The following is a 25,452-nucleotide window of genomic DNA, read 5'->3' as shown; positions in this document are numbered from 1 at the left end:
CATCGTCGCCGGGCCGACCGAGAGCTGGCAGCGGGCCGACCCCGGCGCCGTGCAGGCCATCGTCGAAGGCCGCCACGGTGATCCGTTCGCCGTGCTCGGGATGCACGGCGGTGGCGATCAGCCGCTGGTGGTGCGCACCTTCCAGCCCGGCGCTCGGACCGTGCGCGTGCTCATGGACGAGCGGCTCGTGACCGAGCTCGAGCGAACCCATCCGGCCGGGTTCTTCGAGGGGCCGATTCCGCGCCACCGCGAGCGCTTCGCCTACCGCCTGCGCGTGGGCTGGTCCGACGGCGATCGCGACATCGAGGACCCCTACCGCTTCCCGCCCGTGCTCGGTGACATGGACGTCTATCTCCTCGCCGAGGGCACCCATCTCCGGCTCTACGAGAAGCTCGGCGCGCATCCGCGCGAGCTCGAGGGCGTCTCGGGCACCAGCTTCGCCGTCTGGGCGCCGAACGCGTCCAGGGTCAGCGTGATCGGCGACTTCAACGGCTGGGACGGCCGCCGCCACCCGATGCGCAAGCGCGTCGAGGCCGGGGTGTGGGAGATCTTCCTGCCCGGTGTCGAGCCGGGTGCCCTCTACAAGTTCGAACTCCTGGGCCCCTCGGGCGAGCTCCTGCCGCAGAAGGCCGACCCCTTCGCCTTCGCAACCGAGCGTCCTCCCTCCACCGCCTCCGTCGTCCACGGGCTCGTCGACTGGCGCTTCGAGGACGCGGCCTGGCTCGCCCGGCGCCGGGCCGGCGATCACCGGATGAAGCCCATCAGCATCTACGAGTGCCATGTCGGCTCGTGGCGGCGCGTGCCCGCGGAGGGCAACCGCCAGCTCACCTGGCGCGAGCTCGCCGACACGCTGGTTCCTTACGTCGCCGAGATGGGCTTCACCCATCTCGAGCTGCTGCCGATCAGCGAGCATCCGTTCGAGGGTTCCTGGGGCTACCAGCCGATCGGCCTGTTCGCGCCGTCGAGCCGCTTCGGCAGCCCGGCCGACTTCGCCTGCTTCGTCGACCGCTGCCACCAGGCCGGTATCGGCATCCTGCTCGACTGGGTGCCGGGCCATTTCCCGACCGACATCCACGGCCTCGGCCGCTTCGACGGCACCGCCCTTTACGAGCATGAGGACCCGAGGCTGGGCTTCCACCAGGACTGGAGCACCTTCATCTACAATTTCGGCCGCCGCGAGGTCGCCAACTTCCTGTGGTCGAACGCGCTGTTCTGGCTCGACCGGTTCCATGTCGACGGGCTCAGGGTCGATGCGGTGGCGTCCATGCTCTACCTCGACTACTCGAGGAAGCCCGGCGAGTGGATCCCCAACATCCACGGCGGCCGCGAGAACCTGGAGGCGATCCATTTCCTGCGCCGGCTCAACGAGCTCGCCTACGGCGAGTATCCCGGCATCGTGACCGTGGCCGAGGAATCGACCGCATGGCCCGCCGTGTCGCGGCCGGTCTATCTCGGGGGCCTGGGCTTCGGCTTCAAATGGAACATGGGCTGGATGCACGACACGCTCCGCTACATGAGCAAGGAGCCGATTCATCGCAAGCACCACATGAACGACCTCACCTTCGGCCTGATGTACGCCTGGTCGGAGAACTTCGTCCTGCCGCTCAGCCACGACGAGGTCGTCCACGGCAAGGGCTCGCTCATCAACAAGATGCCGGGCGACGTCTGGCAGAAGGCCGCCAACCTGCGCGCCTATTTCGCCTTCATGTGGACCTACCCCGGCAAGAAGCTCCTGTTCATGGGCGGCGAGTTCGGCCAGTGGCGCGAGTGGAACCACGATTCCAGCCTCGACTGGCACCTCCTGGACGAAGGCCCCTACCACAAAGGGCTGCAGTCGCTCGTGCGCGACCTGAACCGGCTCTACCGCGAGGCCTCGGCGCTGCACGAGCTCGACTGCGAGCCCGGCGGGTTCGAGTGGATCGACTGCAGCGACATCGAGCACAGCGTGATCGCCTACCTGCGCAAGAGCCGCGATCCCGACCGTTTCGTCGTCGTGGTGTGCAACTTCACGCCCGTGCCGCGCCACGGCTACCGCATCGGCGTGCCGCACACCGGGCTCTACCGCGAGCGGGTGAACACCGATGCCGGCGAGTATGGCGGCAGCGGGGTCGGCAATGCCGGCGGCGTCGAGGCCGAGCCCGTGGCCAGCCACGGCCGCCCGGCCTCGCTCTGCCTCACCCTGCCGCCGCTCGCGACGCTGATTCTGGAGCCTGCCGCGTCATCGCCCGGCTGAGCTCACGCTGCGTCACGGCCCGGTGAGCATGCGCCCGCCGGACCGGCAGCCATCGACGGCACCGCGGCGGCCGGCCCCCTCTCCGAGCGAAGGGCATCATCACGGATGACCCGGCAGCCGGCCCTCTGGCCATCCCGGCGGGGTCCATGCTAACCTTGCCGCTGACGCCTGGGCTTTCGGCGTCAGCGTACCAGGCGAAGAACATCGATCGGAGGGAACGACGCCGTGGCCAAGAAGGCCTATCGGACCTACTGGATCATCCGGCAGCGTTATCGGCGCATCGGCCTCTGGGGCTCGATCGTCGGCGGGCTGGCGACCGGGGCGCTGCTGACGCCTTATGTGCAGAGCGCGGACTGGTCGACACCGGGAGAAGCCACGACGCTGCTGCAGCAGGTGGGAATCTTCGTGATGGCGGTGCTGCTGCCGCCGGTCCTGGCGCGCCTGTTCTGGCGCATTCACCGTCGCCGCTACTTCGACGACATCTACCAGATTACCCACCGCTGAGACGCCCCGCGGCGGCAACCGCCGCGGGCGCGCCTGCGAACGCTTCAAGCGCTGCGCTTGGAAAGGGCGATCTGGCGAAGATATTCCGCAGCGCCGGCCCAGTTGTCCTGGTTGTCGATCAGCCGGGTGTTGCGGTTGTGCAGATAGCACTCGCCGGCGATCTCGGTGGCGTTCGCCCTGAAGAAGGCGAAGATGTTGGCCATGGCCCCGGCCGGGTCCTCGGAAGGCGGGAATGCCGGATCACCCTGCTTCCAGGCGAGGTTCCACTCGAACACGCCGAACTTCTTGCCCTGGCTCCTGGCGAAGGCGAGCACCATCTCGAGCCCGTCGAGTCGGCCGCCGTCGCCGTCCAGCTCGCGCTTCCAACCCTCCGCCCTGCCCCACTGCCCCTTGGGCCCCTCGTGCAGGCTGCGGCCGATCACGTCCACCCACGCGTCGCCGGGATAGACCCGGTCGATATGGTGCTGGTTGTCGGTGATCCGGCTGCCGGCGACACGCCAGCCGATCTTCACGGCATGCTCCGCCTTGGCCGACATGTGGCGGAGGCCGGCGCGCAGGCTGTCGATGGCCGTCCGCCAGGCCGGTTTGAAGCCGTCGACGTCGGGGCCGATCGACCATGGATACCAGTTGCCGGTCAGCTCCCAGCCTATGTCCATCGTCAGCGTATCGTAAGCGCGACCATGCTGGTCGAGCCACACCACGAGCCTGGCACCGATGTTGAACCAGACATCCTTCCACAAGGCCAAATCGCCGTTCGGGTCGGTGAGACGGCGCCAGATGCCGGGGTTCTTCCATTGCCCTCCCTTGCCGCTGTTGCCGGCCTCCTGCGGCAGGAGGGGAAAGATCCAGACCAAGGGCACCTGCTTGGGCAGGACCTGCGCCGCCTTGTTGATATTGTAGGCGCCGAGCTTCGAGAACAGCGCTCCCAGCTCCTCGTACCGCCCCTTGGGTCCGCCCATGAAGTCGTCCCAGGTCTGGGCCGCCTTTTGAATATTGGTCCAGCCGGCGAACACGCCGCAGGGCGCCTTGCGCCAGCGCTCGAACGCCTCGATCTCGTCGGCCGCGTTGCCGAGGCCCGAGGGCCAGAGCAGGCCCGAGATCGGGTCGCCCGCCGCATCGGCCGCAGCCGCCGCCGGCACGCCCGCCAGAGCCGCAGCGGCGAGCGTCATCCCGGCACCACCCAGAACGGCACGCCGCGAGATCCCGCCCTCGGTCGGAAGGATCGTCCTTGGTTCCCACGGTGGCATGTCATCCACTCCTCGGCACTGCCTTTCGTGGATGGGTAGCCCGAGCCTTCGCGGCAGGCCAGCACGCGCAACGTCCTTCCTGACCTGCTCACCGGCAGTTGAGAACGCGCGATCGGGCACCCTGCCCGGATGCATGGGCACCATGCAACGGCCTTGACCTTCCGCCAGTCTTTTGATCAATTGGTCAAAAATCGGCATCGGCGCTCGGCCAAGAAGGACAGGAGGGTCGCCGGCACGGAGTATGTTTCCCGTCCGGCCGGACCCGCAGAGGAGGTTATCGATGAGCCACGCCCCCGACATCACCGCCGGCCGCCTGCCGCCGGAGGTTCTGGAACGCAATTTCGCCGACTTGCACCCGCGCCTGGGCGCGCGCGAAGCGAAGGTGGCGGCCGAGCGCTGCCTGTTCTGCTTCGATGCGCCCTGCGTGCAGGCCTGCCCCACCTCGATCGACATTCCGCTGTTCATCCGCCAGATCGCGACCGGCAATCCGATGGGTGCCGCCAGGACCATCCTCGATGCCAACATCATGGGCGGCATGTGCGCCAGGGTGTGCCCCACCGAGACCTTGTGCGAGGAGGTCTGCGTGCGCGAAGTATCGGAGGGCAAGCCGGTCGAGATCGGCCGCCTGCAGCGCTTCGCGACCGACACGCTCTTCGCGAGCGGCAGGCAGCTCTACCGGCAGGGTCCCGCCACCGGCCATAAAATAGCCGTCGTCGGTGCAGGCCCCGCCGGCCTCGCTTGCGCCCACAAGCTCGCGACGCTGGGTCATTCGGTCGTGCTGCTCGAGGCACGCGAGAAGGCGGGCGGCCTCAACGAGTACGGTATCGCCGCCTACAAGACCACGGGCGGGTTCGCGCAGGAGGAGGTGGACTACATCCTCGGTGTCGGCGGCATCGAGCTACGCACCGGTGTGCGCCTCGGCCGCGACGTCACGCTCGCCGAGCTGCGCCGCGACTTCGATGCCGTGTTCCTGGGGCTGGGCCTCCAGGCCGTCAACGCGCTCGGCATCGACACCGGCGGACTCGAAGGGGTCACGGATGCGGTCGACTACATCGCCCGCCTGCGTCAGACCAGGGATCTCGGCACCCTCCCGGTCGGCCGGCGCATCGTCGTCATCGGCGGCGGTATGACCGCGATCGACATCGCGAGCCAGACCAAGCGCCTCGGTGCCGAGGACGTCACCATCGTCTACCGCCGGGGGCCGGAGCAGATGAGCGCATCGCGCTTCGAGCAGGAGCTGGCCCAGACCGATGGCGTGCTCCTGCGTCATTGGCTGCGGCCGCGCCGGCTGATCGGCGAGAACGGCCGGCTGGTCGCGGTCGAGCTCGAGTACACGAAGGAGGAAGGCGGCAGGCTCGCCGGTACCGGCGAGATCCTCACCCTCCCCTGCGACCAGCTCTTCAAGGCGATCGGCCAGGCCTTCGTGCCGACCGATCTCGACGGCTCGGGCGAGTTGCTCGAGCTCGAGGACGGGCGGATCGCGGTCGACGCCGAGCGGCGCACGTCGCTCGAGCGGGTCTGGGCCGGCGGCGACTGTGTTGCGGGCGGTCGCGACCTCACCGTCGTCGCGGTCGAGGACGGCAAGCGGGCCGCGCTTTCGATCGACCGTCACTTGCGGGCCGCCACGAGCACGCAGGCCGCCTGAGGAGAGGGAGAACAGACATGGCCGATCTCCGCGTGAACTTCTGCGGCATCAAGGCGCCCAACCCGTTCTGGCTCGCCAGCGCCCCGCCCACCGACAAGGCCTACAACGTCGAGCGCGCGTTCCGCGCCGGCTGGGGTGGGGTGGTGTGGAAGACGCTGGGCGAGGACCCGCCGGTGGTCAACGTCAACGGCCCGCGTTACGGCGCCATTCACGGTTCCGACCGCCGCGTCATCGGCTTCAACAACATCGAGCTGATCACCGACCGGCCGCTCGAGGTCAATTTGCGCGAGATCAAAGAGATCAAGCGCGCCTGGCCCGATCGCGCGCTCGTGGTCTCGCTCATGGTGCCCTGCACCGAGGCGAGCTGGAAGGCGATCCTGGCCCGGGTCGAGGAGACCGGGGCCGACGGCATCGAGCTCAATTTCGGCTGCCCGCACGGCATGTCCGAGCGCGGCATGGGCTCGGCCGTGGGCCAGGTGCCCGAATATGTCGAGATGGTGGCGCGCTGGTGCAAGGCGAACACCCGCATGCCGGTGATCGTGAAGCTCACCCCCAACATCACCGACATCCGCCATCCCGCGCGCGCCGCCAAGGCGGGTGGGGCCGACGCGGTCTCGCTGATCAACACCATCAACTCGATCATGGGGGTCGATCTCGACGCCATGACCCCCTTTCCCGCCACCGACGGCTACGGCACGCACGGCGGCTATTGCGGCATGGCGGTGAAGCCCATAGCACTCAACATGGTGGCCGAGATCGCCCGCGATCCCGCCACGCAGGGCCTGCCGATCTCGGGGATCGGCGGCATCGAGACCTGGCGCGACGCCGCCGAGTTCATCGCCTTGGGTGCGGGCACGGTGCAGGTCTGCACGGCTGCCATGGTCTACGGCTTCAAGATCGTCCAGGAGATGATCACGGGCCTTTCCGACTGGATGGATCAGAAGGGCTACCGCTCGGTGGACGAGATCGTGGGCCGCGCCGTGCCGCGGGTCACGGACTGGCAGCACCTCAACCTCGACTACGTGGTCAAGGCGCGCATCGACCAGGACCTGTGCATCAAGTGCGGGCGCTGCCACATCGCCTGCGAAGACACCTCGCATCAGGCGATCAGCCACATGAAGGACGGCAGGCGCCACTACGAGGTGAAGCTCGAGGAGTGCGTCGGCTGCAATCTCTGCGCCATGGTCTGCCCGGTCGAGGGCTGCATCACCATGCAGCCGCTCACCGAGGGGGTGGACCCGCGCACCGGCGTGCCCGTGGGCGGCTTCCGCACCTGGAAGGAGCACCCGAACAACCCGGCCGTGATCGCAGCGGCGCAAGCCCAGCCCGCGGTGCTCGAGCCGGCGGAGTAGGGATAGCCCGGCAGCCCGTCCTTTGTGCCTACCGGTGGGTACCGATAGCCTCCTTCCCGACTGGATCGGGAAGCGCATGGTACGATCGAGGTCGGCACCAAAGAGGCGAAAGCGCGGCTGCCCGAGCTGATCGAGAAGGTCGAAGCGGGCGAAACCGTCGTGATCACCCACCATGGGCAGTGTGTCGCCCGTCTCGTCGCCGAGCCTGACATATCCCGGCAAAGGGAGGTCGAGGCCCCGGACGCGACCCTGGCCGAGCGTGACCGGCGGTTGCGCGCTCTGTTCGAGAAGTGGGAGCAGGAGCCGCCGGCCGGCACCTGGGGCGATGACGACATGCACGACGAGCACGGCATCCCGCGGTGAGGTTCGTGGTCGACAGCTCGGCCGTCCTCGCCATCCGTCAGGCCGAGCCGGAACGCGAGGCGCTCCACGACCTGCTCCTGCGGGGGCGACCCTCTATGTCGCTCGCGACCCGGGCCGAGCTCGTGCTGGTCTGGCAGGGCCGCTTCGGTGCTTCCACCCTGCCCGATCTCGACCTGCCGCTGCTGTCCAAGGGCGAGGGCTTCGCGCAGACGGACATCCGCGCCGTGCCCTGGCAGTCGGGCCGACGGGCTGGTCGGTGGCGCGGGCGTGCGGTCCGATGGCGATGCCGGAACCTTCTTGGAGCGATACGGATGCGTCGAGTAGCGCAAGGGCCGCACCCGAGAGCGTGAGTTGACCCACTATCAATCTATGGCAGTATTCAACGCCTTCAACCTAAACGCGAAGACCTGCCAGAGGCCCAAGAACGGCCGATAGGCCCGCCCCAAGGGAACGGCGCCTCGAAGCCCTGGCGCGCTCCTAACGCTACCGAAATCGCGCGCCTGCGCCGGCTCTTGGCGCAGGCCGCCGCACCGCGCCGCAGGCGGCGCCGGGCGCCGGATGAGCGACAACTAACAATGAGGCTGTAAGTGGTTCATCCGGCAAGTTGCGCCCTTTTAGAGCAGTCCCTTGCTGGAGGAGCCCCGATGCGACGGCTTCGGCTGCGCGCTGGGTGAGGCGGAGCGAATGGCGATCGAGAAACCGGCCCATCCCCGCACCGCGCCGGTGCGGCGGGTCAAGCGGGCGTGCATCGTCTGGCAGGCGAGCCAGGGCCAGATGGCGCCGGCGATCGCGGCGGAGCTCCGCCTGACGGCCTACACGGTGCGCGACTCTGGAACAAGCGGTTCAGCACGTGCGGCTCGGCCGGGCTGGAGGATCGGCCGCGCGCCGGTCGCCGGCCGACCTACACGGCCGCCGAGCAGGTGGCGAAGGTGGTCGCCACAGCGCCGACCGGTCCCAAGACCCTGGGCCTGCCGTTCGCCTGCTGGACGCTCGACCGGCTGGCGGCCTACCGCAACGAGGGTGAGGCGGCGGCCAGGAAGGTGCGGAAGTTGCCATCCACCGTGGACCACGGCAGGAAGGTCGGGGGGCGCGGTAGGTGCCGCCACGGGCAGCCGGTGCGGACGAGATAGAACAACCCGTCCAGAAGCTGCCGCAGGTCGGTGGTGCGAGGCCGTCCACCCGGCTTGGGCGGCGGGATCAGCGGTGCGAGCAGGCGGTACTGGTCGTCGCTCAGCGCCTGCCCGGCTCCAACCTCACCGACAAAGGCGCGGCTCGCCGCTGTCCACATCGCAACCTCCAGGAACGGGATGCTCCCTCCCTGAACGTGCTGCCCTTCCGGCGACCCAGCCCGGCCTTCTCAAGCGGGCACTAAGCGGCTGGTCGTGACCATGGGCCAGCGGGCGCGAGCTCAGTTCGCCAAGGATGCACACGTGCCGAGCTGGGGCTCCATCCTTCAGCGATGGTACAATACACTTGTGGTCGCCGCAGGTATGGCTATAATCCCCGAAACGTCATGATCGCAGGGGATGTTGACGATGACCCTGTACGTGTCGGGGAAAGTCCGTTGGGAGCAGGCGCAATACTTGAAGTCCTTGAGCAAGGAACAGCGCCGTGCTGCATGGGGTCACTTGAGGGGCACGTTGCTGCTCGGCAGTCTTTTGTCCATCACCTACATGGATACAGAAGAAGGCAGGCAGCGGCTGGAGGAGGCGAAGGCCCGGGAAGCGGACCTCATGGCCTACTACGCCGCGCTGAAGGCGAAGGGGCGCCGCCGGGTCCGCGGGCGCAGGCGCTATGAGATATGGTGGGACCCGGCCTACTGGGCGCCGAACCGGACGGGGCCTGCAGCGACGGGCACCTGACGCGGTAATCCGGGGGTAACCGGGGACACCCTACTCAATTGACATCCCCGCGCGCTGCCCAGGCCGCCGACCGGGCTTGCCCGGCCGCAAGTGCCGACCGAGCTGCTGCTCCAGGGCCGCAACGAACCTGCGGTCGCCGAGCGGGCGCCCGGTGCGCTCATGCTTGCGCAACGCCGCTATCGCCTCCTCGCTTGGCGATCCGGCGAGGAACGTCGACCAGTCGCCGATCGCGTCGCGCAGCGGCCCCACGCTGACGAGCCCATCGTCCTCCCCCGCCAAGTGCGCCCGTGCGCTGCTCCACGGCCAATCCTCGGCGCGGGCGGCAAGCCTTGCTCGGACCGGGTTGAGCTCGACGTAACGCACGGCCGCGATCAGGTGTGCCTCGTCGAGCGCGCAGGAGGCGAAACGCCCCTGCCAGAGATGGCCGACCCAGCCTTCCCGCTGGTTGATGGCACGGGTGTAGCGTTGGTGGGCTTCGCCCAAGGCGAGGCGCAAGCTGTCAGCTTCGCCGGGGACCAAGATCAGGTGGACGTGGTTGGGCATCAGACAGTAGGCCCACACCGCGACACCATGCCGCCGGCAGCCGCTTGCGAGTAGGTCACGGTAGAGCCGATAATCGGCATCACCGAAGAAGGTCGGCTGCCGCCGGTTGCCTCGCTGCGTCACATGGTGCGGCACGCCGGCCGCCACCGCCCTTGCTAAACGCGCCATGTCGAGACGCTAGGCCGAGCACCGCCCATCGTCAATTGCGTAGGGTGTCCCCGGATTACCGGCCGTAGGGTGTCCCCGGATTACCGGCGATCAGCTCGTGGCGCCGATCCGACTCGCCCGCATGCTCGAGCCAGTCCTCGATGCCGAGGAGGGTCTCGTCCAATGCGCGTGCCATGCTCACCTCCGCCGACCGTTCTACAGTGGCGGCGAGCCTGCGGAAAATCGATCGACCTTTGAGCGAGACGCGTGCAGGCAGGGAGCCCCCGCACGCCTGTGCTGCGGGGGCCCCTCCGGTGTCCTACTTCGCGAACTGCGGTTCGCGCTGCCCCGTTGCTTCCTTGCCGCCCTGGGCCTTCGTCCCTTCCTCGGGCTGGCCGCTGGTGTAGGTGGGCGCCTCGCGGCGCCGGCCGGGTGCCGGCTTGCCTTCGAGCGGCGGCAGCTTCAGTGCCCTCTCGAGGTCGATCCCGGCACCTTCGGCGACGCGCCGGCCGTAGTCCTCGTCGCAGTGCCAGAAGTGCCAGACCATGCGGAGGCGGATGTGCTCCGGGCATTCCTTCATGTCGGCCACCAGGTTCGCGATCAGGTCCTCGCGCTCCCAGTCCTCGAAGGTGCGATAGCGCTCGCCCGCCTGCTTGTAGTCGTCGGCCGTGCGGCTGGTCTGGTAGCGGCCGAGATGGCCCTCGACCCACTGGTGGTGGTCGCGCCCGCGCTTCGGCGCTTCTTCGAGCCCGCCCATCGAGCTCGGCTCGTAGTTGACGTGCGGGTTCTCGCCGGCCTGATCGACGTAGCAGGTCATCTGGCCGTCGCGCTGGTTCGTGCGCGTGTCGCGCCTGGGCGCGTTGATCGGGAGCTGCAGGTAGTTGGGCCCCACACGGTAGCGCTGCGTGTCGGAGTAGGAGAGTGTGCGGCCCTGCAGCATCTTGTCGTCGGAGAAGTCGATCCCGTCGACGAGCACGCCGGTGCCGAACGCCGACTGCTCGGTATCGGCGAACACGTTGGGCGGGTTGCGGTCGAGCACCATCCGGCCCACCGGCAGCAGCGGGAACTGGTCCTCGGGCCAGCGCTTCGTGTCGTCGAGCGGATCGAAGTCGAGCTCGGGGTGCTCGCCGTCCGACATGAGCTGGACGCAGAACTCCCACTCCGGGTAGTCGCCGCGCTCGATCGCCTCATAGAGATCGCGCGTTGCGTGCCCCACGTCCTTGGCCTGGATCTCGGCCGCCTGCTGGCTCGTGAGGTTCTTGACCCCGGCCTTGGGCACCCAGTGGAACTTCACGAGGTGCGCGACACCCTCGTCGTTGACGAGCTTGTAGGTGTTGACACCCGAGCCTTCCATCTGCCGGTAGCTGGCCGGGATACCCCAGGGGCTCTTCACCCAGGTCACCATGTGCAGCGCTTCGGGGTGGAACTGCACGAAGTCGTAGAAGCGCCATGGCTCCTGCCGGTTGCTGACTGGATCCGGCTTGAAGGCGTGGATCATGTCCGGGAACTTGATCGCGTCCCGAATGAAGAAGACCTTCAAGTTGTTGCCGACGAGATCCCAGTTACCGTCCTCGGTATAGAGCTTGACCGCAAAGCCGCGCGGATCGCGCGCCGTCTCGGGCGATTCCCTGCCGCCGATCACGGTCGAGAACCGCACGAACACCGGCGTGCGCTTGCCGGCTCGGGTCAGCACCTTGGCACGCGTGTACTTGGTCGCGGGCTCGTCGCCGATCCTGCCGTAGGCTTCGAAGTAGCCGTGCGCACCGGTGCCGCGCGCATGGACCACGCGCTCCGGGATGCGCTCGCGGTCGAAATGCGTGATCTTCTCGATGAACTGATAGTTCTCGAGCGTGGCGGGACCGCGCTCGCCCACGCTCCTGAGGCTCTGGTTGTCGCTCACGGGATGACCCTGGCGGGTCGTCAGCGTCCGCTGGTCTTCGCTCATGCGGCTCCTCCTCGGCCGATGGAGGAAGCCCGTCCTGTCCGACGCACGTACACGTGTCGCCACGCGCCGACGACCGACTCGCCCCATGGACTCCAGTAATAGGAGATGGCAGGCCGGGTTCCGTCGCTCAGCCGCGCGGCAGCACGCCTTTCAGGATCGTCGTGACGATCGCTTGCCGCGCTTCCTCGAAGAACGCGTCGTCGCTCAGGTCCTTGCCGGTGAGCGTCCTGATCTGGGCCGCGAAGTCGGCATAATGCTGGGTCGTGGCCCAGAGCATGAAGATGAGGTGGTGCGGCTCGACCGGGGCCAGCCTGCCGTCCTCGATCCAGCGCTCGATCGTGCGCACCTTGCGCTCGACGAGATCGGCGAGATCGGTCGCGAGCACGCACGAAAGCACGGGTGCTCCCTGCATGATCTCCATCGCGAACAGGCGCGACGCCTCGGGCTGCAGCCGCGAATATTCGAGCTTCCTCGCGATGTAATGGCCCAGCGCCGTCCCGGGATCGCTGTCGGCGTCGAGCTCGCGCAAGGGCTCGAGCCACATGTCGAGCGTGCGGGTCAGGACCGCCCGGTAGAGATCCTCCTTGGTGCGGAAGTAGTAGAGCAGGTTCGCCTTCGACATCCCGGCGGCTTCCGCGATCTGGTCGACCCGCGCCCCGGCGAAGCCGAGCCGGGCGAATACCGAGAGCGCGGCATCGAGAATGCGGCTCTCGTTGGCTTCGCCGATCCTGGTCTTCAGGCGGCGGGCCGGCGGTACCGGGGCAAGTCGGGCCGTGCTGCTCATCCGTCTCCACCGGCAGGGGGCTGCATGCGGCTTGACCATTTGATCAATTCTGCGCCATCGTCAATCGCAAGGGAGGCTTCGGGGTCGGCCGCTACCGATCGGCAGGCCCGTCCTGACGTGGCACGTGCATTGCTTCGATAACGGACGACGGGCGGTCCGGTCATCCCGCCGGGCCAAGGAGGCAGGAAGCAGCATGAGCGTGATGCACGCCGAACGAGGTGCTGCCGCCGGGATGCCGGCGAGCGCGCCTGCGGCCGGCAGGCCGGTCATCGCGATCGCAGGGCTCTCGCTCGACTTCACGACCAGGGACGGGCCGGTGCGCGCGCTGGCCGACATCGACCTCGTCGTCGAGGAGGGTGCCTTCGTCTCGCTCATCGGACCATCGGGCTGCGGCAAGACCACCCTGCTCCGGGTCATCGCCGATCTCGAGCAGCCCAGCGTCGGGACGATCCGGGTCAACGGTGTCTCGCCTCGCGAGGCACGGCTGGAACGACAGTACGGCTATGTGTTCCAGGCCCCGGCGCTCTATCCCTGGCGCACGATCGAGCGCAACGTGATGCTGCCGCTCGAGGTGATGGGCGTGCCGAAGGCCGAGCGCCGGGCGCGGGCCGAGCGCTATCTCGCCATGGTCGGCCTCGAAGGCTTCGGCAAGCGCCATCCTTGGCAGCTCTCGGGCGGGATGCAGCAGCGCGCCTCGATCGCGCGTGCGCTTTCCTTCGATCCGAAGCTGCTCCTCATGGACGAGCCGTTCGGCGCGCTCGACGAGATCGTGCGCGACCAGCTCAACGCGCAGCTCCTGAGCCTTTGGGCCCGCACCGGCAAGACGGTCGTGTTCGTCACCCACTCGATCCCGGAGGCCGTGTTCCTCTCGACCCGGATCGTCGTCATGTCGCCGCGGCCGGGCCGGATCCTCGACGTGATCGATGTCGATCTGCCGCGAGACCGCACGCTCGACATCCGCGAGACTCCGGAATTCCTCGCCGTGGCGCACCGCGTGCGCGAAGGCCTGCGGGCGGGCCGCTCCTATGACGACTGAAGCCGCCCTGTCCCTCGTCCGACCGGCAAAGGCGCGCACGGGCGCCGCGCGGCGGCTGATGGCGGGGAGCATCGGGCCGGTCGCGGTCGTCCTCCTCGTCCTTCTCACCGTCTGGTATGCCGCCGCGGTCTGGCTCGATGCCCCCTTCGCCCGCCAGACCGCGCCCGATCCGGCGGGCCTCGGCCTGCGCGAGCTCGTGACCCTCTCCTGGAGCCAGGAGCGCCCGGTCCTGCCGGCCCCGCACCAGATCGTGGGCGAACTCTGGCGCACGGTCGCGGATGTTCCCGTCACCTCGAAGCGCAGCCTCGTCCATCACGGCTGGGTGACGCTCTCCTCGACCCTGCTGGGCTTCGCGCTCGGCACGCTCGTCGGCATCCTGCTCGCCGTCCTGATCGTCCACGGCCGGGCGCTGCGCAAGAGCCTCCTGCCCTGGATCATCGCGTCCCAGACCATTCCGATCCTGGCGATCGCCCCCATCGTCATCGTCGTGCTGGGCTCGATCGGGCTGAAGGGCCTCCTGCCCAAGGCCCTGATCTCGGCCTATTTGTGCTTCTTTCCGATCGCGATCGGCATGGTGAAGGGGTTGAGCTCGCCCGAGCCCATGCAGCTCGATCTCCTGCGCACCTACAATGCCAGCCTCTGGCAGACCTTCTGGAAGCTGCGCTGGCCGGCCTCGGTGCCGTTCCTGTTCGCGAGCCTGAAGGTGGCGGTCGCGATCAGCCTTGTGGGGGCGATCGTTGGCGAGCTGCCGACCGGAGCGCAGGCCGGGCTGGGCGCCCGCCTCCTTGCCGGCTCCTACTACGGCCAGACCGTCCAGATCTGGGCCGCGCTGCTCGCGGCCTCCCTCCTGGCTGCGGCCCTCGTGGCGCTGACGGGCCTGGCCGAGCGGCTCACCCTCGGTGCCATGGGCATCCGGCGATGACCGCGCCCGACGCCCTCTCCCGGCCGCGCACGGCGTTCTGGATTCTGGCCGGCGCCCTCATGGCGCTGAGTCTCGCTCTGCCGCTGAGCGGCGCGCCCGAGCCGCCGCCGCGGGACTTCCCCCTGCCGCCTCTGATCCTGGCCGCGGCCTTCCTCGCCGTGGGCGCGGTCGGCCGGCTCGACCTGCGCCGGCTGGGCCTCGTCCTCGCCCTTACCGTGCTGGGCTGGGTCGTCGTCCTCGACACCGTCCACCGCCCCGGCATCGCCGGCTCGGCAGGTGCCGGCTTCTGGCTGCAGGTGCTGGCCTTGTGGCTCGCCGCCTGGCTCGGCACCGATGCGCTGGCCACGGCCGAGCCCGCCGATCCTGGCTTGCGGAAGCTTCTCGACCTCGCCGTTCCGCTCGCTTTCGGTGCCACGGTCCTGCTGCTCTGGGAGACCCTGACCGTGGGCTTCGGCGTGCCCGCCGTGCTGCTGCCGAGCCCGTCCGCGATCCTCGCCCGCTTTGCGGCCTCGCTGCCGACCTTATGGGCCGACTTTGCCCAGACCTTCCTCAAGGCCGTGCTCGCGGGCTGGATCTTGGGCTGCAGCGCCGGCTTCCTCGTGGCCCTCCTGGCCGATCGCGTGCCGTACTTACGGCGCGGTCTCCTGCCGCTCGGCAATTTCGTGGCGGCGCTGCCGGTCGTCGGCATCGCGCCCATCATGGTGATGTGGTTCGGCTTCGACTGGCCGTCCAAGGCCGCCGTGGTCGTGGTGATGACCTTCTTCCCGATGCTCGTGAACACAGGAGCGGGCCTCGCATCCGCGGGCGCGCTCGAGCGCGACCTCATGCGCTCCTATGGTGCCGGCTGGTGGACGACGCTTTTGAAGCTGCGCCTGCCGGCCGCCATGCCGTTCGTGTTCAACGCGCTCAAGATCAACGCCACCCTGGCGCTGATCGGCGCCATCGTCGCCGAGTTCTTCGGCACGCCCACGGTGGGCATGGGCTTTCGCATCTCGACCGAGGTCGGCCGGATGAGTCTCGACATGGTCTGGGCCGAGATCCTGGTGGCGGCCGTCGCGGGATCGACGTCGTACGCGCTCCTCGCCGGAATCGAGCGGGTAGTGACCTTCTGGCACCCTTCCTACCGGCGGCGGGAATGAAGCAAGGGCGGACGAGCAGAGGAGGAGAACGGAGGATGAGGGGGAATCTTCTGGGCATGCTGACGGCGCTCGCCTGCGGCGCCCTCGGCGTCGGCACGGCGGATGCCGCCGACAAGGTGACACTCCAGCTCAAGTGGGTGACCCAGGCCCAGTTCGCCGGCTACTACGTCGCCAAGGACAAGGGCTTCTACGAAGCGGAAGACCTCGACGTCACGATCAATCCCGGCGGGCCCGACATCGCACCGCCGCAGGTGATCGCAGGCGGCGGGGCGGATGTCATCGTCGACTGGATGCCCTCGGCCCTCGCCAGCCGCGAGAAGGGTGTCCCGCTCGTCAACATCGCCCAGCCCTTCAAGCGCTCGGGCATGATGCTGACCTGCCGCAAGGAGACCGGGATCAGGACGCCCGCGGATCTCGCCGGCAAGACGCTGGGTGTCTGGTTCTACGGCAACGAGTATCCGTTCCTGTCCTGGATGGCGAAGCTCGGCATCCCGACCGACGGCTCGGCCAGGGGGGTGAAGGTCCTGAAGCAGGGCTTCAACGTCGACCCGCTCCTGCAGAAGCAGGCCGACTGCATTTCGACCATGACCTACAACGAGTACTGGCAGGTGATCGACGCCGGCCTGAAGCCGGACGATCTCGTCGTATTCAAGTACGAGGACCAGGGTGTCGCCACGTTGGAGGACGGGCTCTACGTCCTCGAGAGCCGGCTCGAGGACCCGAAGTTCGTCGACACGATGGCGCGGTTCGTCAAGGCCTCGATGCAGGGCTGGGAATGGGCACGCCAGCATCCTGACGAGGCGGCAGCGATCGTGCTCGACAACGATGCCACCGGTGCCCAGACCGAGAAGCACCAGAAGCGGATGATGGGCGAGATCAACAAGCTCACCGAAGGCTCGACAGGCCGGCTCGACGAGGCCGACTACGAGCGCACCGTCAAGACCCTGCTCGCTGGCGGCTCCGACCCGGTGATCACGAAGACACCGCAGGGTGCCTGGACCCACGCCGTGGTGGACGCGGCGAAGCTCTGAGTTCCTGGCATCTCGTCGACGGAAGACCCATCTCGATGCTATCATGATAGCATCGAGATGGAGGCGATCATGGCGCAGCTTTTGGTACGTGGCTTGAGCGAGGAGACGGTCCAGGCCCTGCGCGAGCGGGCCAAGGCGCACGGCCGATCCGTCGAGGCCGAGCACCGGGCGATTCTGGAGGAGGCGGTCGGGAAGCCGTCCACGACGGAAGAGCTCATCGCCACGCTGCGGGAGATGACGTGGCTCGCTGCTCTGGACCCTGCGAAGCTGCGCGACGACGAACCACCGCGCGAGTTCGACTTCGATCCCCGTGAAGGGACCACGGTGCGTCATGGCCGGCCTGCTCCTGGACACGACCGTTCTGATTGACGTCAGCCGCGGCTTCGGGCCGACCGTGGCTTGGATGGCACGTCAGCCGCTGACGGCGCTGCACATCAGCTCGGTCAACCTCGCCGAGCTGTTCCGCGGCGCCCATTTCGCGCTCGGCACTGCCGCGGACCCGATGGCCGCGGAGCTGCTGCGGATCCGTACCCGGCTCCTGCCGAAATTCACCGGGCGAGTGCTGAACTTCGATGTGGCGGCCGCCGAGATCTGGGGCCGCCTCATGGGCTTGGGCGAGGCCCAAGGTGCTCGGCCGCCAGCCGACGACGCGCGGATCGCCGCCATAGCGCTGCGCCACGGACTGACCGTCGCTACCTCCAACACGCACCACTTCGCCCGGCTCTGCCCGACCATCGACCCCCGCACAGCCTGAGGAGACGCTCGATGACCCAGCCCCGCACCAATCTCCGCATCGACCCGCAGCGCCTGTGGGACACGATCATGGAGACCGCTCAGTTCGGCGCGACGCCCAAAGGCGGGATCAAGCGGCTGACACTCAGCGACGACGACAAGAAAGTGCGCGACTGGTTCAAGGCGCAGGCCGAGGCTTTGGGGTGCACGGTCACGATCGACGAGGTCGGCAACATGTTCGCCCGCCGGCCCGGCCGCAACAACGACCTCCTACCGATCGCCATGGGCTCGCACCTCGACACCCAGCCCACCGGCGGCAAGTTCGACGGTGTCTTGGGCGTTCTCGGAGCGCTCGAGGCCATGCGCACGCTGGTCGAGACCGGCTACGAGACCAATGCGCCCATCGAGGTCGTGAACTGGACCAACGAGGAGGGCTCGCGCTTCGCTCCCGCAATGCTGTGCTCCGGCGTCTATGCCGGCGTGTTCACGCCCGAGTACGCCTATGCCCGCGAGGATCGCGAGGGGAAGAAGTTCGGCGAGGAGCTGGAGCGGATCGGCTATCGCGGCAGCGAAAAGGCGGGTGCCCACAAGCTGGGTGCTCTCTTCGAGCTCCACATCGAGCAGGGCCCGATCCTCGAGGACGAGGGCCGGATGATCGGCATCGTCACCGGCGTTCAGGGCATGCGCTGGTACGAGGTCACGGTCACGGGCCAGGAATCGCACACCGGCGCCACGCCGATGCGCCTGCGCAGGAACGCGCTTCTGGGCGCCGCCAAGATGATCGAGCGCGTGCACGAGATCGCGCTGGCACACCCGCCGGGCGTCGGCACGGTGGGCCTGGTCGAGGTCAAGCCGAACTCGCGCAACGTCGTGCCGGGCGAGGTCTTCTTCACGGTCGACTTCCGTCACCCCGAGGAAGAGGTCCTGGACGCGATGGAGGCCGAGTTCCGTAAAGCCCTGCCCGAAGCGATGGCCGATCAGAAGCTCGCTTACGAGGAGAAGCGGATCTGGATCTCGCCCGCGGTCAAGTTCCACCCGGATCTCATCGCCTGTGTGCGCGCCGGGGCCGAGCAGGCCGGCTTCACGACCCGCGAGATGGTCTCGGGTGCCGGCCACGATGCCGCCTACATCGCCCGCGTGGCGCCCACGACCATGATCTTCGTGCCCTGTGCGGGGGGCATCAGCCACAACGAGGAGGAATCCACCACCTTCGACGAGTGCGCCGCCGGTGCGCAGGTGCTGCTCAACGCGGTGCTCGAATACGATCGGCAGCTCGCGGGCTGATCGCCATCGCCGTCAGCGCGGCGCTCGTGGCCAGCGCGCCCACGCCGCGCTATCTTCCAGGCAGGAGGTAGGCTCTCATGGACGCCGCACGCAAGCTCGTCACGGTCGAGGAGTTCCTGCGCTTCGAGGGCGAGCCCGGCCGCCGCTACCAGCTCCTCGGTGGCGAGATCGTCATGATGGCGCCGGCGGCCCGGCTGCACGGGATTCTGGCGTCCCGAGCCGATTTCGCACTGAGGTCCCGGTTGCGGCGGCCTTGCGAGCCGCAAGCCGAGGCCGGAATCCTCCTGCCCTGGACCAACCACAGCTTCTACGTCGCCGACCTCGCCGTGACCTGCGCCCCGCCGGGGCGCGAGCTGTGGTGCCCGGACCCGGTCGTCATCGTCGAGATCCTCTCGCCCTCGACCGAAGCCGACGACCGCGGCATCAAGCTGCGCGCCTACCGGCGGCTGCCCTCGGTGCAGCACATCCTGCTGGTCGCCACGGATCGTCCGGCCATCGAGCATTATGCGCGCGCGGGCGAGCACTGGCGGCTCAGGGATCTCGGGCCGGGTGACACCGTCCGGCTCGCGGCCCTCGACCTCGCGATCCCCTTGGACGAGCTCTACGACGGCCTGCCGCTCGGCGAGGACGAGGAATCCGTCACGCCTTGAGCAGCCATGCATGCGCGGGTTCGTTGTGGAAGCGCCAGATGCGCTTCGGGCCCGCCATCACGTTGAGATAGTAGAGATCGTAGCCGTGAGCCGCAGCACAGGGGTGATAGCCCCTGGGCACCAGCACCACGTCGCCGTCCTCGACCGCCATCGACTGATCGAGCGAGCGGTCGTCGGTGTAGACGCGCTGGAAGGCGAAGCCCTGTGGCGGATCGATCCGGTGGTAGTAGGTCTCCTCGAGCAGCGACTCCTCGGGCAGGTTGTCCTGGTCGTGCTTGTGCGAGGGATAGGACGACCAGTGGCCGCCCGGCGTGATCACCTCGACCACGAGGAGCGAATGGGCCGGCTTGCCCTCGGGCAGGATGTCGTGGACGTAGCGGACGTTGGTGCCCTTGCCGCGCACCGAGGCCGCCACCTCCTCGGGCGGGATCAGCCGCGTCGCGAAGCCGTCCCCGCCCGGAGCGGTGCACACGGCGAGCTCGAGCGGGGTGCGGGCAGTGATGCGCCAGTGGTCGTGCCAGGCGACGTAGACCGAATAGGGCTTCGCCTTGTCGAACGGCCCGGCGCGCTCGCCGATGTTCTCCCAGCGCTGTCCGCCCGCCGCCACGTCCGCCCTGCCGCCCACGAGCACGAGGCAGGCCTCGCGTTCGCCCGTGGCCTCCTCGACCGATTGGCCCGGCTGGAGCCGGTAGAGCTCGAAGCCGACGTAATTCCAGCCGGCACTCTCGGGTGTGACCCGATGGACGAGCCCTCGTGCATCGGGTGCCTTGTGCCGGAGCAGCAGCTCGCTCATTGCCGGGCCTCTCGCGCTCAGTTGTGGACGGTGAAGCCGAGCTCCGTCGCGATCGCACGGAGGTTCTGGTAGCCCATGGTGCCATAGGTGAGCGGATTGGCCTTCGCCGGATCCTGCTCGGCTTCGACCACGAGCCAGCCCGAATAGTCGGCCTCGGCGATCGGCCGCAGGGCGGCGCGGAAGTCGATGCAGCCGTCGCCCGGAACGGTATAGACGCCCTCGACCACGGAATCGAGGAACGACCAGCCTTCCGCCAGCGCCTTCGCCTTCACGTCGGCGCGCACGTCCTTGGCGTGGACGTGGACGATCCGGTGCGCCCAGCGCTTCGCCACCACCGCCGGGTCCTCGCCGGCGAAGGTGAGATGCCCGGTGTCGTAGAGCAGGCCCACCACCGCCGGTGTGCTCTCCATCAGCCGGTCGATCTCGTGCGCCTTCTCGATCACCGTGCCCATGTGGTGATGGTAGGCCATCCGCACGCCGCGCGCGTTCATGTGCTCGGCGACGGCGACGAGCTTCTCGATGAAAGGCCCCCACTCCTCCTCGCGCATCACCGGGCGGTCGCGCAAGGGCACGTTGCGCCGGTTCTGCACCGTGTCGGAGGTCTCGCAGAACACCATCACCGGCGCTTGCAGCGCCGCCAGGAGCTCGAGATGCGGCGTCATCGCCTCGATCTCCTGCTCCACCGTGCGCTTTCTGAGCTCCGCGCCGTACCAGCCCGAGACGAGGCTGAGGCCGTGGCTCTCCAATACGCGCCGCAGCGCCGCGGGCTCCCTTGGGAACTTGTTGCCGAGCTCGATGCCGGTAAAGCCGATCGAGCGCGCCTCGTTGAGGCAGGTCTCGAGCGGCGTGTCGCCGCCGAGCTCCGGCATGTCGTCGTTGCTCCAGGCAATCGGGTTGGTACCGATCTTGACGATGCCCATGGCTGCTCTCGCTTCCTCGCTAGCGGTCTCTTCAGCGGCTCAGCCTGACGACGCGGCCGGTCCTCAGGCTCTCGAGCGCGGCATCGGCGAGCTTCAGCGCCTCGTATCCCTCCTCGAACCCGGCGAGCGGCTTTCGCCCCTTCTCCAGGCAGTCGACGAAGTGGTCGATCTCGGCATCGTACGCCTCGCGATAGCGCTCGATGAAGAAGTGCAGGATCGGGTCCTTGGCCGCGGTCGCGTCCTTGCCCCAGCGTTCCACCTCGGTCGGGCGCCGGTTGCCGGCGAGCAGCATCCCTTTCTCGCCGAACGCCTCGATCCGCTGGTCGTAGCCGTAGGCGCAGCGCCGGCTGTTGTTGATGTGGACGAGAGCACCGCTCGCCGCGCGCAGGACGACCATCGCCGCGTCGATGTCGCCGATGGCCTCGATGCCGGGATCGATCAGGTTCGCCCCCATCGCCTGTACCTCGACGATGTCGCCGGCGAGGTAGCGTGCCATGTCGAAGTCGTGGATGGTCATGTCGCGGAACAGCCCGCCCGAGCCCTTGAGATATTCGGCCGGGGCCGGCGCCGGATCGCGGCTGGTGATCACCACCTGCTCGAGCTTGCCGATCTCGCCGGCCGTGACCCGGTCGCGCAGCGCCTTGAACGAGGGGTCGAAGCGGCGGTTGAAGCCGAGCATCACGAAGGGCTGCAGCGGCCCGATCTCGCGCCAGCACGCCTCGACCCGGCCGATGTCCAGGTCGATCGGCTTCTCGCATAGGATCGCTTTCCTGGCCTTGGCGGCGCGAGTGAGGAGATCGACGTGGGTGTCGGTCGAGGAGGCGATCAGAACCGCCTCGATGTCGGGATCGGCCAGTACCGTCTCGACCGAGCCCGCGACCTTGACCCCGAGTTCGGCCGCGGTCGCCTCGGCGGCTTCGGCCGCGATGTCGTAGACCGCGGCCAGCTCGGCGCGCGGGTGGGCATGGATGTTGCGTGCATGCATCCGGCCGATGCGGCCGCAGCCCAGAACGGCGAAACGAATCATCTCGGATCGAGCCTCCCTGTGGGCCGAACCGGCCCGGACCTCTTCCTATCAGGCGGCGGGCGCCGCCGTCAGCCTCTCCCAGGCGCCGATCAGCCGCGCATAGGCTGCAGCCATGCGCTCCACCGCCCCGGCGTCCCCGATCTCGCCCTTAAACCAAGCCTCGGCCGGCCTGCCGAAGATCGTCCGGCCGACGGCGAAGCCCTTGCAGACGGGCTGCCGGGCGGCGAGGGCGAAGGAGCGCTCGAGCTCGGCCTCGGGCGCATCCAGGCCGAGCAGCATGACGCCCCGGCAGTACGGATCGTACCCTTCGATCGTCTCGGCGATGGCATCCCAGGCGGCCTGGGTTCCGGGATCCGGCAGCTTCCACCAGTCCGGATAGACGCCGAGCTTGTAGAAGCGCTCGAGTGCCCGTGCCAGCGTGCGCTCGTCGACGGGGGCAGCCGATTTCGACGGGATCACCTCGAGCAGGAGTTCGTGGCCGGTCTTGCGCGCCGCCTCGGCCAGCGTGAGCACGTGCTCCTCCTGGTCCTGCCGGAGCGGCTCCGGGTCGTCCGGGTGGTAGAACACGAGGCATTTCACGCAGTGCTGCACCGGCCACTCGCGGAACGTGGTGCCGAGATCGTGTGCCCCGTCGAAGCGGAGCGGGATCGAGCCCGGCTGCTCGATCGGCCGGCCGATCCAGGGGACGCGTCCGGTCGCCCGGTCGAGCAGATCCTGCCCGTAGCGCCCGTCGAGAAGGATGCCGAAATCCGGCCGGCCCTCGCCCACCTTCAGCGCCGCCTCGAGCGCCAGCTTCTTGAAGTAGGGAATGTGCTCGCGGCTGACGCCGTGCCGGTCGGCCAGCTCCTCGAGCTGCGAGCGATGGTCGAAGGCGAAGGCGAGGACCCGCTCCAGAACCTGCGTGCGGTTCGTCGCCCAGTGGATCTGCTCGAGCCGCGCGTCCTTCCGGAGCGCGTGCTCCTTCGAGCCGTGGCGCAGGAAGAAGTCGAGCTCGGTCCAGCTCGGGATCGCCGGCGCGCAGCCGTGGCGCGAGACGGCGAAGGCGCCGCAGGCGTTGGCGAACCGGCAGCACTCCTCGATCGGCAGGTCCTTCAGCCAGCCGCGCAAGAACCCGCTCATGAAGGCGTCGCCCGCCCCCAGCACGTTGTAGACCTCCACCGGAAAGCCCGGTCCCTTGATGCCCTGTTCGATGTCGTCCGGGATATCTCCCGGAAAAGCGACGCAGCCCATGGGTCCGCGCTTGACGACGATGAGAGCCTCAGGAGCGCAGGCGCGGACGGTGCGGACCGCTTCGAGCGTGTCCGTGCTGCCGCCCGCGATGTGGATCTCCTCCTCGGTGCCGACGACGAGGTCGCAGTGGGGCAGGATCGTCTGCAGGTGGCGGGTCACGGCATCGCTCGCAACGAAGCGCTCCTCGCCGAGCCCGTGGCCGGTGAGGCCCCAGAGCACCGGCCGATAGTCGATGTCGAGCACGACCCTGCCGCCGTGGGCCTTCGCGAGCCGCATGGCCTTTCTCGACGCGGCGTCGAGGTTGGACCGGCTGAAATGCGTGCCCGTGACCACGACCGCCTTCGCCTCGGCGATGAAGGCCTCGTCGATGTCGGCTTCCGAGAGCGCCGCATCCGCGCAGTTCTCGCGGTAGAAGATCAGCGGAAAGGTGTGCTTGTCGCGAATTCCCAGGATCACGAGCGCCGTCAGCCGCTCGGGATCGGTGACGATGCCGCGCGTGTCGACACCTTCGCGGGCGCACTGCTCCTTGATGAAGCGGCCCATGTGCTCGTTGCCGACCCGCGTGATCAGGGCGGACTTGAGGCCGAGTCGGGCGGTGCCGACCGCGATGTTGGTCGGGCAGCCGCCGACATATTTCGCGAAGCTCGCCATGTCCTCGAGCCGGCCGCCGACCTGCTCGCCGTAGAGGTCGACCGAGGAGCGGCCGATCGTGATCACATCGAGGGTCTTGCCCGTCGGATTCATGCGAAGCCTCCCACGCCGCTCACCTGCAACGGAGCAGAATGTAACATTCATTCCAGACGAATGCAATCATGGAACATACGTTTCAATCTCGTGCTCTGCCGCCGGGTCCCGGGCCAGCCGCACCGCTGCGCCGGGCGCGGGACGACCCCGCGGACGAAGCGGATTATCGAACGCATTTTCCATCGAGGTCGTTTCTTCAGAACATATGTTTCAAAATCTGCTTTACAGCCGCCCCCCAAACCCGGTACGCTGCAAATGTCGCGCTGACACAAGCGTCCGATCCACGAGGCGATGCCAGCGCCGCCTATGTCGGGCTGCCGTCTCGGTTGCCATCAGGGAGAGCAAGCGCATGCGCATGTTTGCCAGTCTCGCGGCCGCGGCCGTGGTCGCGACCTCGCTTGCGGCCGGCGGGGCCGCCCTGGCTCAGGACAAGACCCGGATCGTGGTCGTGAGCCACGGCCAGGCCTCCGACCCGTTCTGGTCGGTGGTCAAGAATGGCGTCGATGCGGCGCAGAAGGATTATGGCGTCACCGTCGAGTACCGCGCGCCCGACACGTTCGACATGGTGAAGATGGCGCAGCTCATCGACGCCGCGGTCGCCTCCAGGCCCGACGGGCTCGCGGTCTCGATCCCCGATGCGGCGGCCTTGGGCGATTCGATCAAGAACGCGATCGCGTCCGGCATCCCGGTGGTCTCGTTCAACTCCGGCTCGGACGTGCGCGAGAAGCTGGGCGTGCTCGTCCATGTCGGCCAGACCGAGTTCGAGGCCGGCCTCGGTGGCGGCAAAAAGATGAAGGAGGCCGGCGTCAGGAAGGCGATCTGCGTCAACCAGGAGGTCGGCAACGTCGCCCTCGACCTGCGCTGCGAGGGCTTCGCCAAGGGCCTCGAGGGCGACGTCAAGGTCGTGGCCGTCACCATGGACCCGACCGCGATCCAGAGCGCCATCAAGGCGCAGTTCGCGGCCAACCCCGACATTCAGGGCGTTCTGACGCTGGGCCCCTCCGCGGCCGAGCCCACCATGCAGGCGCTCGAGGAGATGGACGCCCTGAAGCAGGTCAAGGTCGCGACCTTCGACCTCTCGCCGACCGTGCTGCAGGCGGTGCGCGACGGCAAGATGCTGTTCGCCATCGACCAGCAACAGTACCTCCAGGGCTACCTGCCGGTCGCGTTCCTCACCCTCTACAAGAAGTACGGCCTGATGCCCGCCGGCACGGTGATGACCGGGCCCGGCTTCGTCACCAAGGACAACGCCGCCAAGGTGATCGACCTCAGCGCCAAGGGCATCCGCTGACACGCGATCCCGGCCCCGCCCGGCGCGT

The 25,452-nt window shown here is 68.3% G+C and carries 25 protein-coding genes and 1 pseudogene; 17 read left to right on the top strand and 9 right to left on the bottom strand.

Going from position 1 to position 25,452, the window contains the following annotated elements; translation table 11 throughout:
• Position 1 precedes the first annotated feature (1 nt).
• Positions 2 to 2,233, top strand: coding sequence for a 1,4-alpha-glucan branching protein GlgB (glgB, locus tag U1T56_RS03055; protein WP_418158138.1), 2,232 nt, complete (start codon positions 2 to 4; stop codon positions 2,231 to 2,233).
• A 225-nt stretch (positions 2,234 to 2,458) separates the two neighbouring features.
• Positions 2,459 to 2,737: a hypothetical protein gene (locus U1T56_RS03050; RefSeq protein WP_418157964.1), complete on the top strand. Its 279-nt coding sequence runs from the start codon at positions 2,459 to 2,461 to the stop codon at positions 2,735 to 2,737.
• A gap of 44 nt (positions 2,738 to 2,781) precedes the next feature.
• Here the strand turns inward: U1T56_RS03050 and U1T56_RS03045 are convergent, their stop codons facing one another.
• The gene (locus U1T56_RS03045) at positions 2,782 to 3,984 is read right to left on the bottom strand and encodes a glycoside hydrolase family 26 protein (RefSeq protein WP_418157963.1); all 1,203 of its coding nucleotides are present in this window, start codon (positions 3,982 to 3,984) and stop codon (positions 2,782 to 2,784) included.
• 280 nt (positions 3,985 to 4,264) lie between these two features.
• Between U1T56_RS03045 and U1T56_RS03040 the strand changes: the two genes are divergently transcribed.
• From U1T56_RS03040 to U1T56_RS03020, 5 genes are all read left to right on the top strand, one after another.
• Positions 4,265 to 5,629 carry an NAD(P)-dependent oxidoreductase gene (locus U1T56_RS03040; RefSeq protein ID WP_418157962.1) on the top strand — a complete coding sequence of 455 codons (1,365 nt, stop codon included), beginning with the start codon at positions 4,265 to 4,267 and terminating at the stop codon, positions 5,627 to 5,629.
• Positions 5,630 to 5,646: 17 nt separating this feature from the next.
• On the top strand, positions 5,647 to 6,981 hold the full coding sequence (preA, locus tag U1T56_RS03035) for an NAD-dependent dihydropyrimidine dehydrogenase subunit PreA (RefSeq protein WP_418157961.1): 1,335 nt from the start codon (positions 5,647 to 5,649) through the stop codon (positions 6,979 to 6,981).
• Positions 6,982 to 7,041: 60 nt separating this feature from the next.
• The gene (locus U1T56_RS03030) at positions 7,042 to 7,344 is read left to right on the top strand and encodes a type II toxin-antitoxin system Phd/YefM family antitoxin (RefSeq protein ID WP_418158137.1); all 303 of its coding nucleotides are present in this window, start codon (positions 7,042 to 7,044) and stop codon (positions 7,342 to 7,344) included.
• Complete coding sequence (locus U1T56_RS03025) at positions 7,341 to 7,694, top strand: type II toxin-antitoxin system VapC family toxin (protein WP_418157960.1); 354 nt, start codon at positions 7,341 to 7,343, stop codon at positions 7,692 to 7,694. The genes U1T56_RS03030 and U1T56_RS03025 overlap by 4 nt, the downstream gene beginning before the upstream one ends.
• A 393-nt stretch (positions 7,695 to 8,087) precedes the next feature.
• A complete protein-coding gene (locus tag U1T56_RS03020) occupies positions 8,088 to 8,474 on the top strand; it encodes a helix-turn-helix domain-containing protein (RefSeq protein WP_418157959.1) in 387 nt (128 codons plus the stop codon).
• Here the strand turns inward: U1T56_RS03020 and U1T56_RS03015 are convergent.
• Positions 8,387 to 8,578 (bottom strand): annotated as a pseudogene (locus U1T56_RS03015) (transposase); the annotation flags it as partial. The gene U1T56_RS03020 and the pseudogene U1T56_RS03015 sit on opposite strands and share 88 nt — an antisense overlap.
• Before the next feature lie 301 nt (positions 8,579 to 8,879).
• Between U1T56_RS03015 and U1T56_RS03010 the strand changes: the two are divergent.
• A complete protein-coding gene (locus U1T56_RS03010; protein WP_418157958.1) occupies positions 8,880 to 9,206 on the top strand; it encodes a hypothetical protein in 327 nt (108 codons plus the stop codon).
• 30 nt (positions 9,207 to 9,236) lie between these two features.
• Here U1T56_RS03010 and U1T56_RS03005 read toward each other — a convergent pair whose 3' ends face one another.
• The 3 genes from U1T56_RS03005 to rutR all read right to left on the bottom strand — a co-directional run bounded on the left by U1T56_RS03005 (position 9,237) and on the right by rutR (position 12,625).
• The gene (locus U1T56_RS03005; protein ID WP_418157957.1) at positions 9,237 to 9,917 is read right to left on the bottom strand and encodes a transposase; all 681 of its coding nucleotides are present in this window, start codon (positions 9,915 to 9,917) and stop codon (positions 9,237 to 9,239) included.
• 298 nt (positions 9,918 to 10,215) lie between these two features.
• Complete coding sequence (locus tag U1T56_RS03000; protein ID WP_418157956.1) at positions 10,216 to 11,841, bottom strand: catalase; 1,626 nt, start codon at positions 11,839 to 11,841, stop codon at positions 10,216 to 10,218.
• A gap of 127 nt (positions 11,842 to 11,968) precedes the next feature.
• Positions 11,969 to 12,625 (bottom strand): HTH-type transcriptional regulator RutR, encoded by a 657-nt coding sequence (rutR, locus tag U1T56_RS02995; protein WP_418157955.1) that lies wholly within the window; start codon positions 12,623 to 12,625, stop codon positions 11,969 to 11,971.
• 232 nt (positions 12,626 to 12,857) lie between these two features.
• On the opposite strand from rutR, the gene U1T56_RS02990 reads away from it, so the two are divergent.
• From U1T56_RS02990 to U1T56_RS02955, 8 genes are all read left to right on the top strand, one after another.
• Positions 12,858 to 13,661 (top strand): ABC transporter ATP-binding protein, encoded by an 804-nt coding sequence (locus tag U1T56_RS02990; protein ID WP_418158136.1) that lies wholly within the window; start codon positions 12,858 to 12,860, stop codon positions 13,659 to 13,661.
• A gap of 58 nt (positions 13,662 to 13,719) precedes the next feature.
• Positions 13,720 to 14,583, top strand: a complete 864-nt coding sequence (locus U1T56_RS02985; protein ID WP_418158135.1) for an ABC transporter permease — start codon at positions 13,720 to 13,722, stop codon at positions 14,581 to 14,583.
• The gene (locus U1T56_RS02980) at positions 14,580 to 15,722 is read left to right on the top strand and encodes an ABC transporter permease (RefSeq protein WP_418157954.1); all 1,143 of its coding nucleotides are present in this window, start codon (positions 14,580 to 14,582) and stop codon (positions 15,720 to 15,722) included. Before U1T56_RS02985 ends, U1T56_RS02980 begins: the two co-directional genes overlap by 4 nt.
• Before the next feature lie 56 nt (positions 15,723 to 15,778).
• The gene (locus U1T56_RS02975) at positions 15,779 to 16,753 is read left to right on the top strand and encodes an ABC transporter substrate-binding protein (protein WP_418158134.1); all 975 of its coding nucleotides are present in this window, start codon (positions 15,779 to 15,781) and stop codon (positions 16,751 to 16,753) included.
• A gap of 69 nt (positions 16,754 to 16,822) precedes the next feature.
• Positions 16,823 to 17,122, top strand: coding sequence for a FitA-like ribbon-helix-helix domain-containing protein (locus U1T56_RS02970; RefSeq protein ID WP_418157953.1), 300 nt, complete (start codon positions 16,823 to 16,825; stop codon positions 17,120 to 17,122).
• Positions 17,085 to 17,507 (top strand): type II toxin-antitoxin system VapC family toxin, encoded by a 423-nt coding sequence (locus tag U1T56_RS02965; RefSeq protein WP_418157952.1) that lies wholly within the window; start codon positions 17,085 to 17,087, stop codon positions 17,505 to 17,507. Before U1T56_RS02970 ends, U1T56_RS02965 begins: the two co-directional genes overlap by 38 nt.
• A gap of 11 nt (positions 17,508 to 17,518) precedes the next feature.
• Complete coding sequence (locus U1T56_RS02960) at positions 17,519 to 18,769, top strand: M20 family metallo-hydrolase (RefSeq protein ID WP_418157951.1); 1,251 nt, start codon at positions 17,519 to 17,521, stop codon at positions 18,767 to 18,769.
• 77 nt (positions 18,770 to 18,846) lie between these two features.
• Positions 18,847 to 19,419, top strand: a complete 573-nt coding sequence (locus U1T56_RS02955) for a Uma2 family endonuclease (RefSeq protein WP_418157950.1) — start codon at positions 18,847 to 18,849, stop codon at positions 19,417 to 19,419.
• On the opposite strand, the gene iolB is transcribed toward U1T56_RS02955, so the two are convergent.
• From iolB to U1T56_RS02935, 4 genes are read right to left on the bottom strand one after another with little or no spacing between them, the layout of a single operon-like run.
• On the bottom strand, positions 19,409 to 20,212 hold the full coding sequence (iolB, locus tag U1T56_RS02950; protein WP_418157949.1) for a 5-deoxy-glucuronate isomerase: 804 nt from the start codon (positions 20,210 to 20,212) through the stop codon (positions 19,409 to 19,411). The two genes, U1T56_RS02955 and iolB, sit on opposite strands and share 11 nt — an antisense overlap.
• Before the next feature lie 17 nt (positions 20,213 to 20,229).
• A complete protein-coding gene (gene iolE / locus U1T56_RS02945) occupies positions 20,230 to 21,132 on the bottom strand; it encodes a myo-inosose-2 dehydratase (RefSeq protein ID WP_418157948.1) in 903 nt (300 codons plus the stop codon).
• Between the two features lie 31 nt (positions 21,133 to 21,163).
• Positions 21,164 to 22,159, bottom strand: a complete 996-nt coding sequence (iolG, locus tag U1T56_RS02940) for an inositol 2-dehydrogenase (RefSeq protein WP_418157947.1) — start codon at positions 22,157 to 22,159, stop codon at positions 21,164 to 21,166.
• Positions 22,160 to 22,207: 48 nt separating this feature from the next.
• Positions 22,208 to 24,133 (bottom strand): bifunctional 5-dehydro-2-deoxygluconokinase/5-dehydro-2-deoxyphosphogluconate aldolase, encoded by a 1,926-nt coding sequence (locus U1T56_RS02935; protein WP_418157946.1) that lies wholly within the window; start codon positions 24,131 to 24,133, stop codon positions 22,208 to 22,210.
• 349 nt (positions 24,134 to 24,482) lie between these two features.
• On the opposite strand from U1T56_RS02935, the gene U1T56_RS02930 reads away from it, so the two are divergent.
• Positions 24,483 to 25,424 carry a sugar ABC transporter substrate-binding protein gene (locus U1T56_RS02930; protein WP_418157945.1) on the top strand — a complete coding sequence of 314 codons (942 nt, stop codon included), beginning with the start codon at positions 24,483 to 24,485 and terminating at the stop codon, positions 25,422 to 25,424.
• Positions 25,425 to 25,452 lie beyond the last annotated feature (28 nt).

The sequence above is a fragment of the Benzoatithermus flavus genome (genome assembly GCF_037908215.1).
Lineage (GTDB): Bacteria > Pseudomonadota > Alphaproteobacteria > Geminicoccales > Geminicoccaceae > Benzoatithermus > Benzoatithermus flavus.
This window is presented reverse-complemented; position numbering and strand designations above follow the sequence as displayed.

What these genes read in the sequence shown, in the direction of transcription:
- U1T56_RS02955 (WP_418157950.1), top strand. Translation starts at nt 18,847, where the DNA reads ATGGACGCCGCACGCAAGCTCGTCACGGTCGAGGAGTTCCTGCGCTTC.
- U1T56_RS02975 (WP_418158134.1), top strand. Translation starts at nt 15,779, where the DNA reads ATGCTGACGGCGCTCGCCTGCGGCGCCCTCGGCGTCGGCACGGCGGAT.
- U1T56_RS03040 (WP_418157962.1), top strand. Translation starts at nt 4,265, where the DNA reads ATGAGCCACGCCCCCGACATCACCGCCGGCCGCCTGCCGCCGGAGGTT.
- U1T56_RS03010 (WP_418157958.1), top strand. Translation starts at nt 8,880, where the DNA reads ATGACCCTGTACGTGTCGGGGAAAGTCCGTTGGGAGCAGGCGCAATAC.
- U1T56_RS02960 (WP_418157951.1), top strand. Translation starts at nt 17,519, where the DNA reads ATGACCCAGCCCCGCACCAATCTCCGCATCGACCCGCAGCGCCTGTGG.
- U1T56_RS02930 (WP_418157945.1), top strand. Translation starts at nt 24,483, where the DNA reads ATGCGCATGTTTGCCAGTCTCGCGGCCGCGGCCGTGGTCGCGACCTCG.
- U1T56_RS02990 (WP_418158136.1), top strand. Translation starts at nt 12,858, where the DNA reads ATGCCGGCGAGCGCGCCTGCGGCCGGCAGGCCGGTCATCGCGATCGCA.
- U1T56_RS02980 (WP_418157954.1), top strand. Translation starts at nt 14,580, where the DNA reads ATGACCGCGCCCGACGCCCTCTCCCGGCCGCGCACGGCGTTCTGGATT.
- rutR (WP_418157955.1), bottom strand. Translation starts at nt 12,625, where the DNA reads ATGAGCAGCACGGCCCGACTTGCCCCGGTACCGCCGGCCCGCCGCCTG.
- iolG (WP_418157947.1), bottom strand. Translation starts at nt 22,159, where the DNA reads ATGATTCGTTTCGCCGTTCTGGGCTGCGGCCGCATCGGCCGGATGCAT.
- preA (WP_418157961.1), top strand. Translation starts at nt 5,647, where the DNA reads ATGGCCGATCTCCGCGTGAACTTCTGCGGCATCAAGGCGCCCAACCCG.
- U1T56_RS02970 (WP_418157953.1), top strand. Translation starts at nt 16,823, where the DNA reads ATGGCGCAGCTTTTGGTACGTGGCTTGAGCGAGGAGACGGTCCAGGCC.
- U1T56_RS02985 (WP_418158135.1), top strand. Translation starts at nt 13,720, where the DNA reads ATGGCGGGGAGCATCGGGCCGGTCGCGGTCGTCCTCCTCGTCCTTCTC.
- U1T56_RS02965 (WP_418157952.1), top strand. Translation starts at nt 17,085, where the DNA reads ATGGCCGGCCTGCTCCTGGACACGACCGTTCTGATTGACGTCAGCCGC.
- U1T56_RS02935 (WP_418157946.1), bottom strand. Translation starts at nt 24,133, where the DNA reads ATGAATCCGACGGGCAAGACCCTCGATGTGATCACGATCGGCCGCTCC.
- U1T56_RS03005 (WP_418157957.1), bottom strand. Translation starts at nt 9,917, where the DNA reads ATGGCGCGTTTAGCAAGGGCGGTGGCGGCCGGCGTGCCGCACCATGTG.
- iolE (WP_418157948.1), bottom strand. Translation starts at nt 21,132, where the DNA reads ATGGGCATCGTCAAGATCGGTACCAACCCGATTGCCTGGAGCAACGAC.
- U1T56_RS03000 (WP_418157956.1), bottom strand. Translation starts at nt 11,841, where the DNA reads ATGAGCGAAGACCAGCGGACGCTGACGACCCGCCAGGGTCATCCCGTG.
- iolB (WP_418157949.1), bottom strand. Translation starts at nt 20,212, where the DNA reads ATGAGCGAGCTGCTGCTCCGGCACAAGGCACCCGATGCACGAGGGCTC.
- U1T56_RS03045 (WP_418157963.1), bottom strand. Translation starts at nt 3,984, where the DNA reads ATGCCACCGTGGGAACCAAGGACGATCCTTCCGACCGAGGGCGGGATC.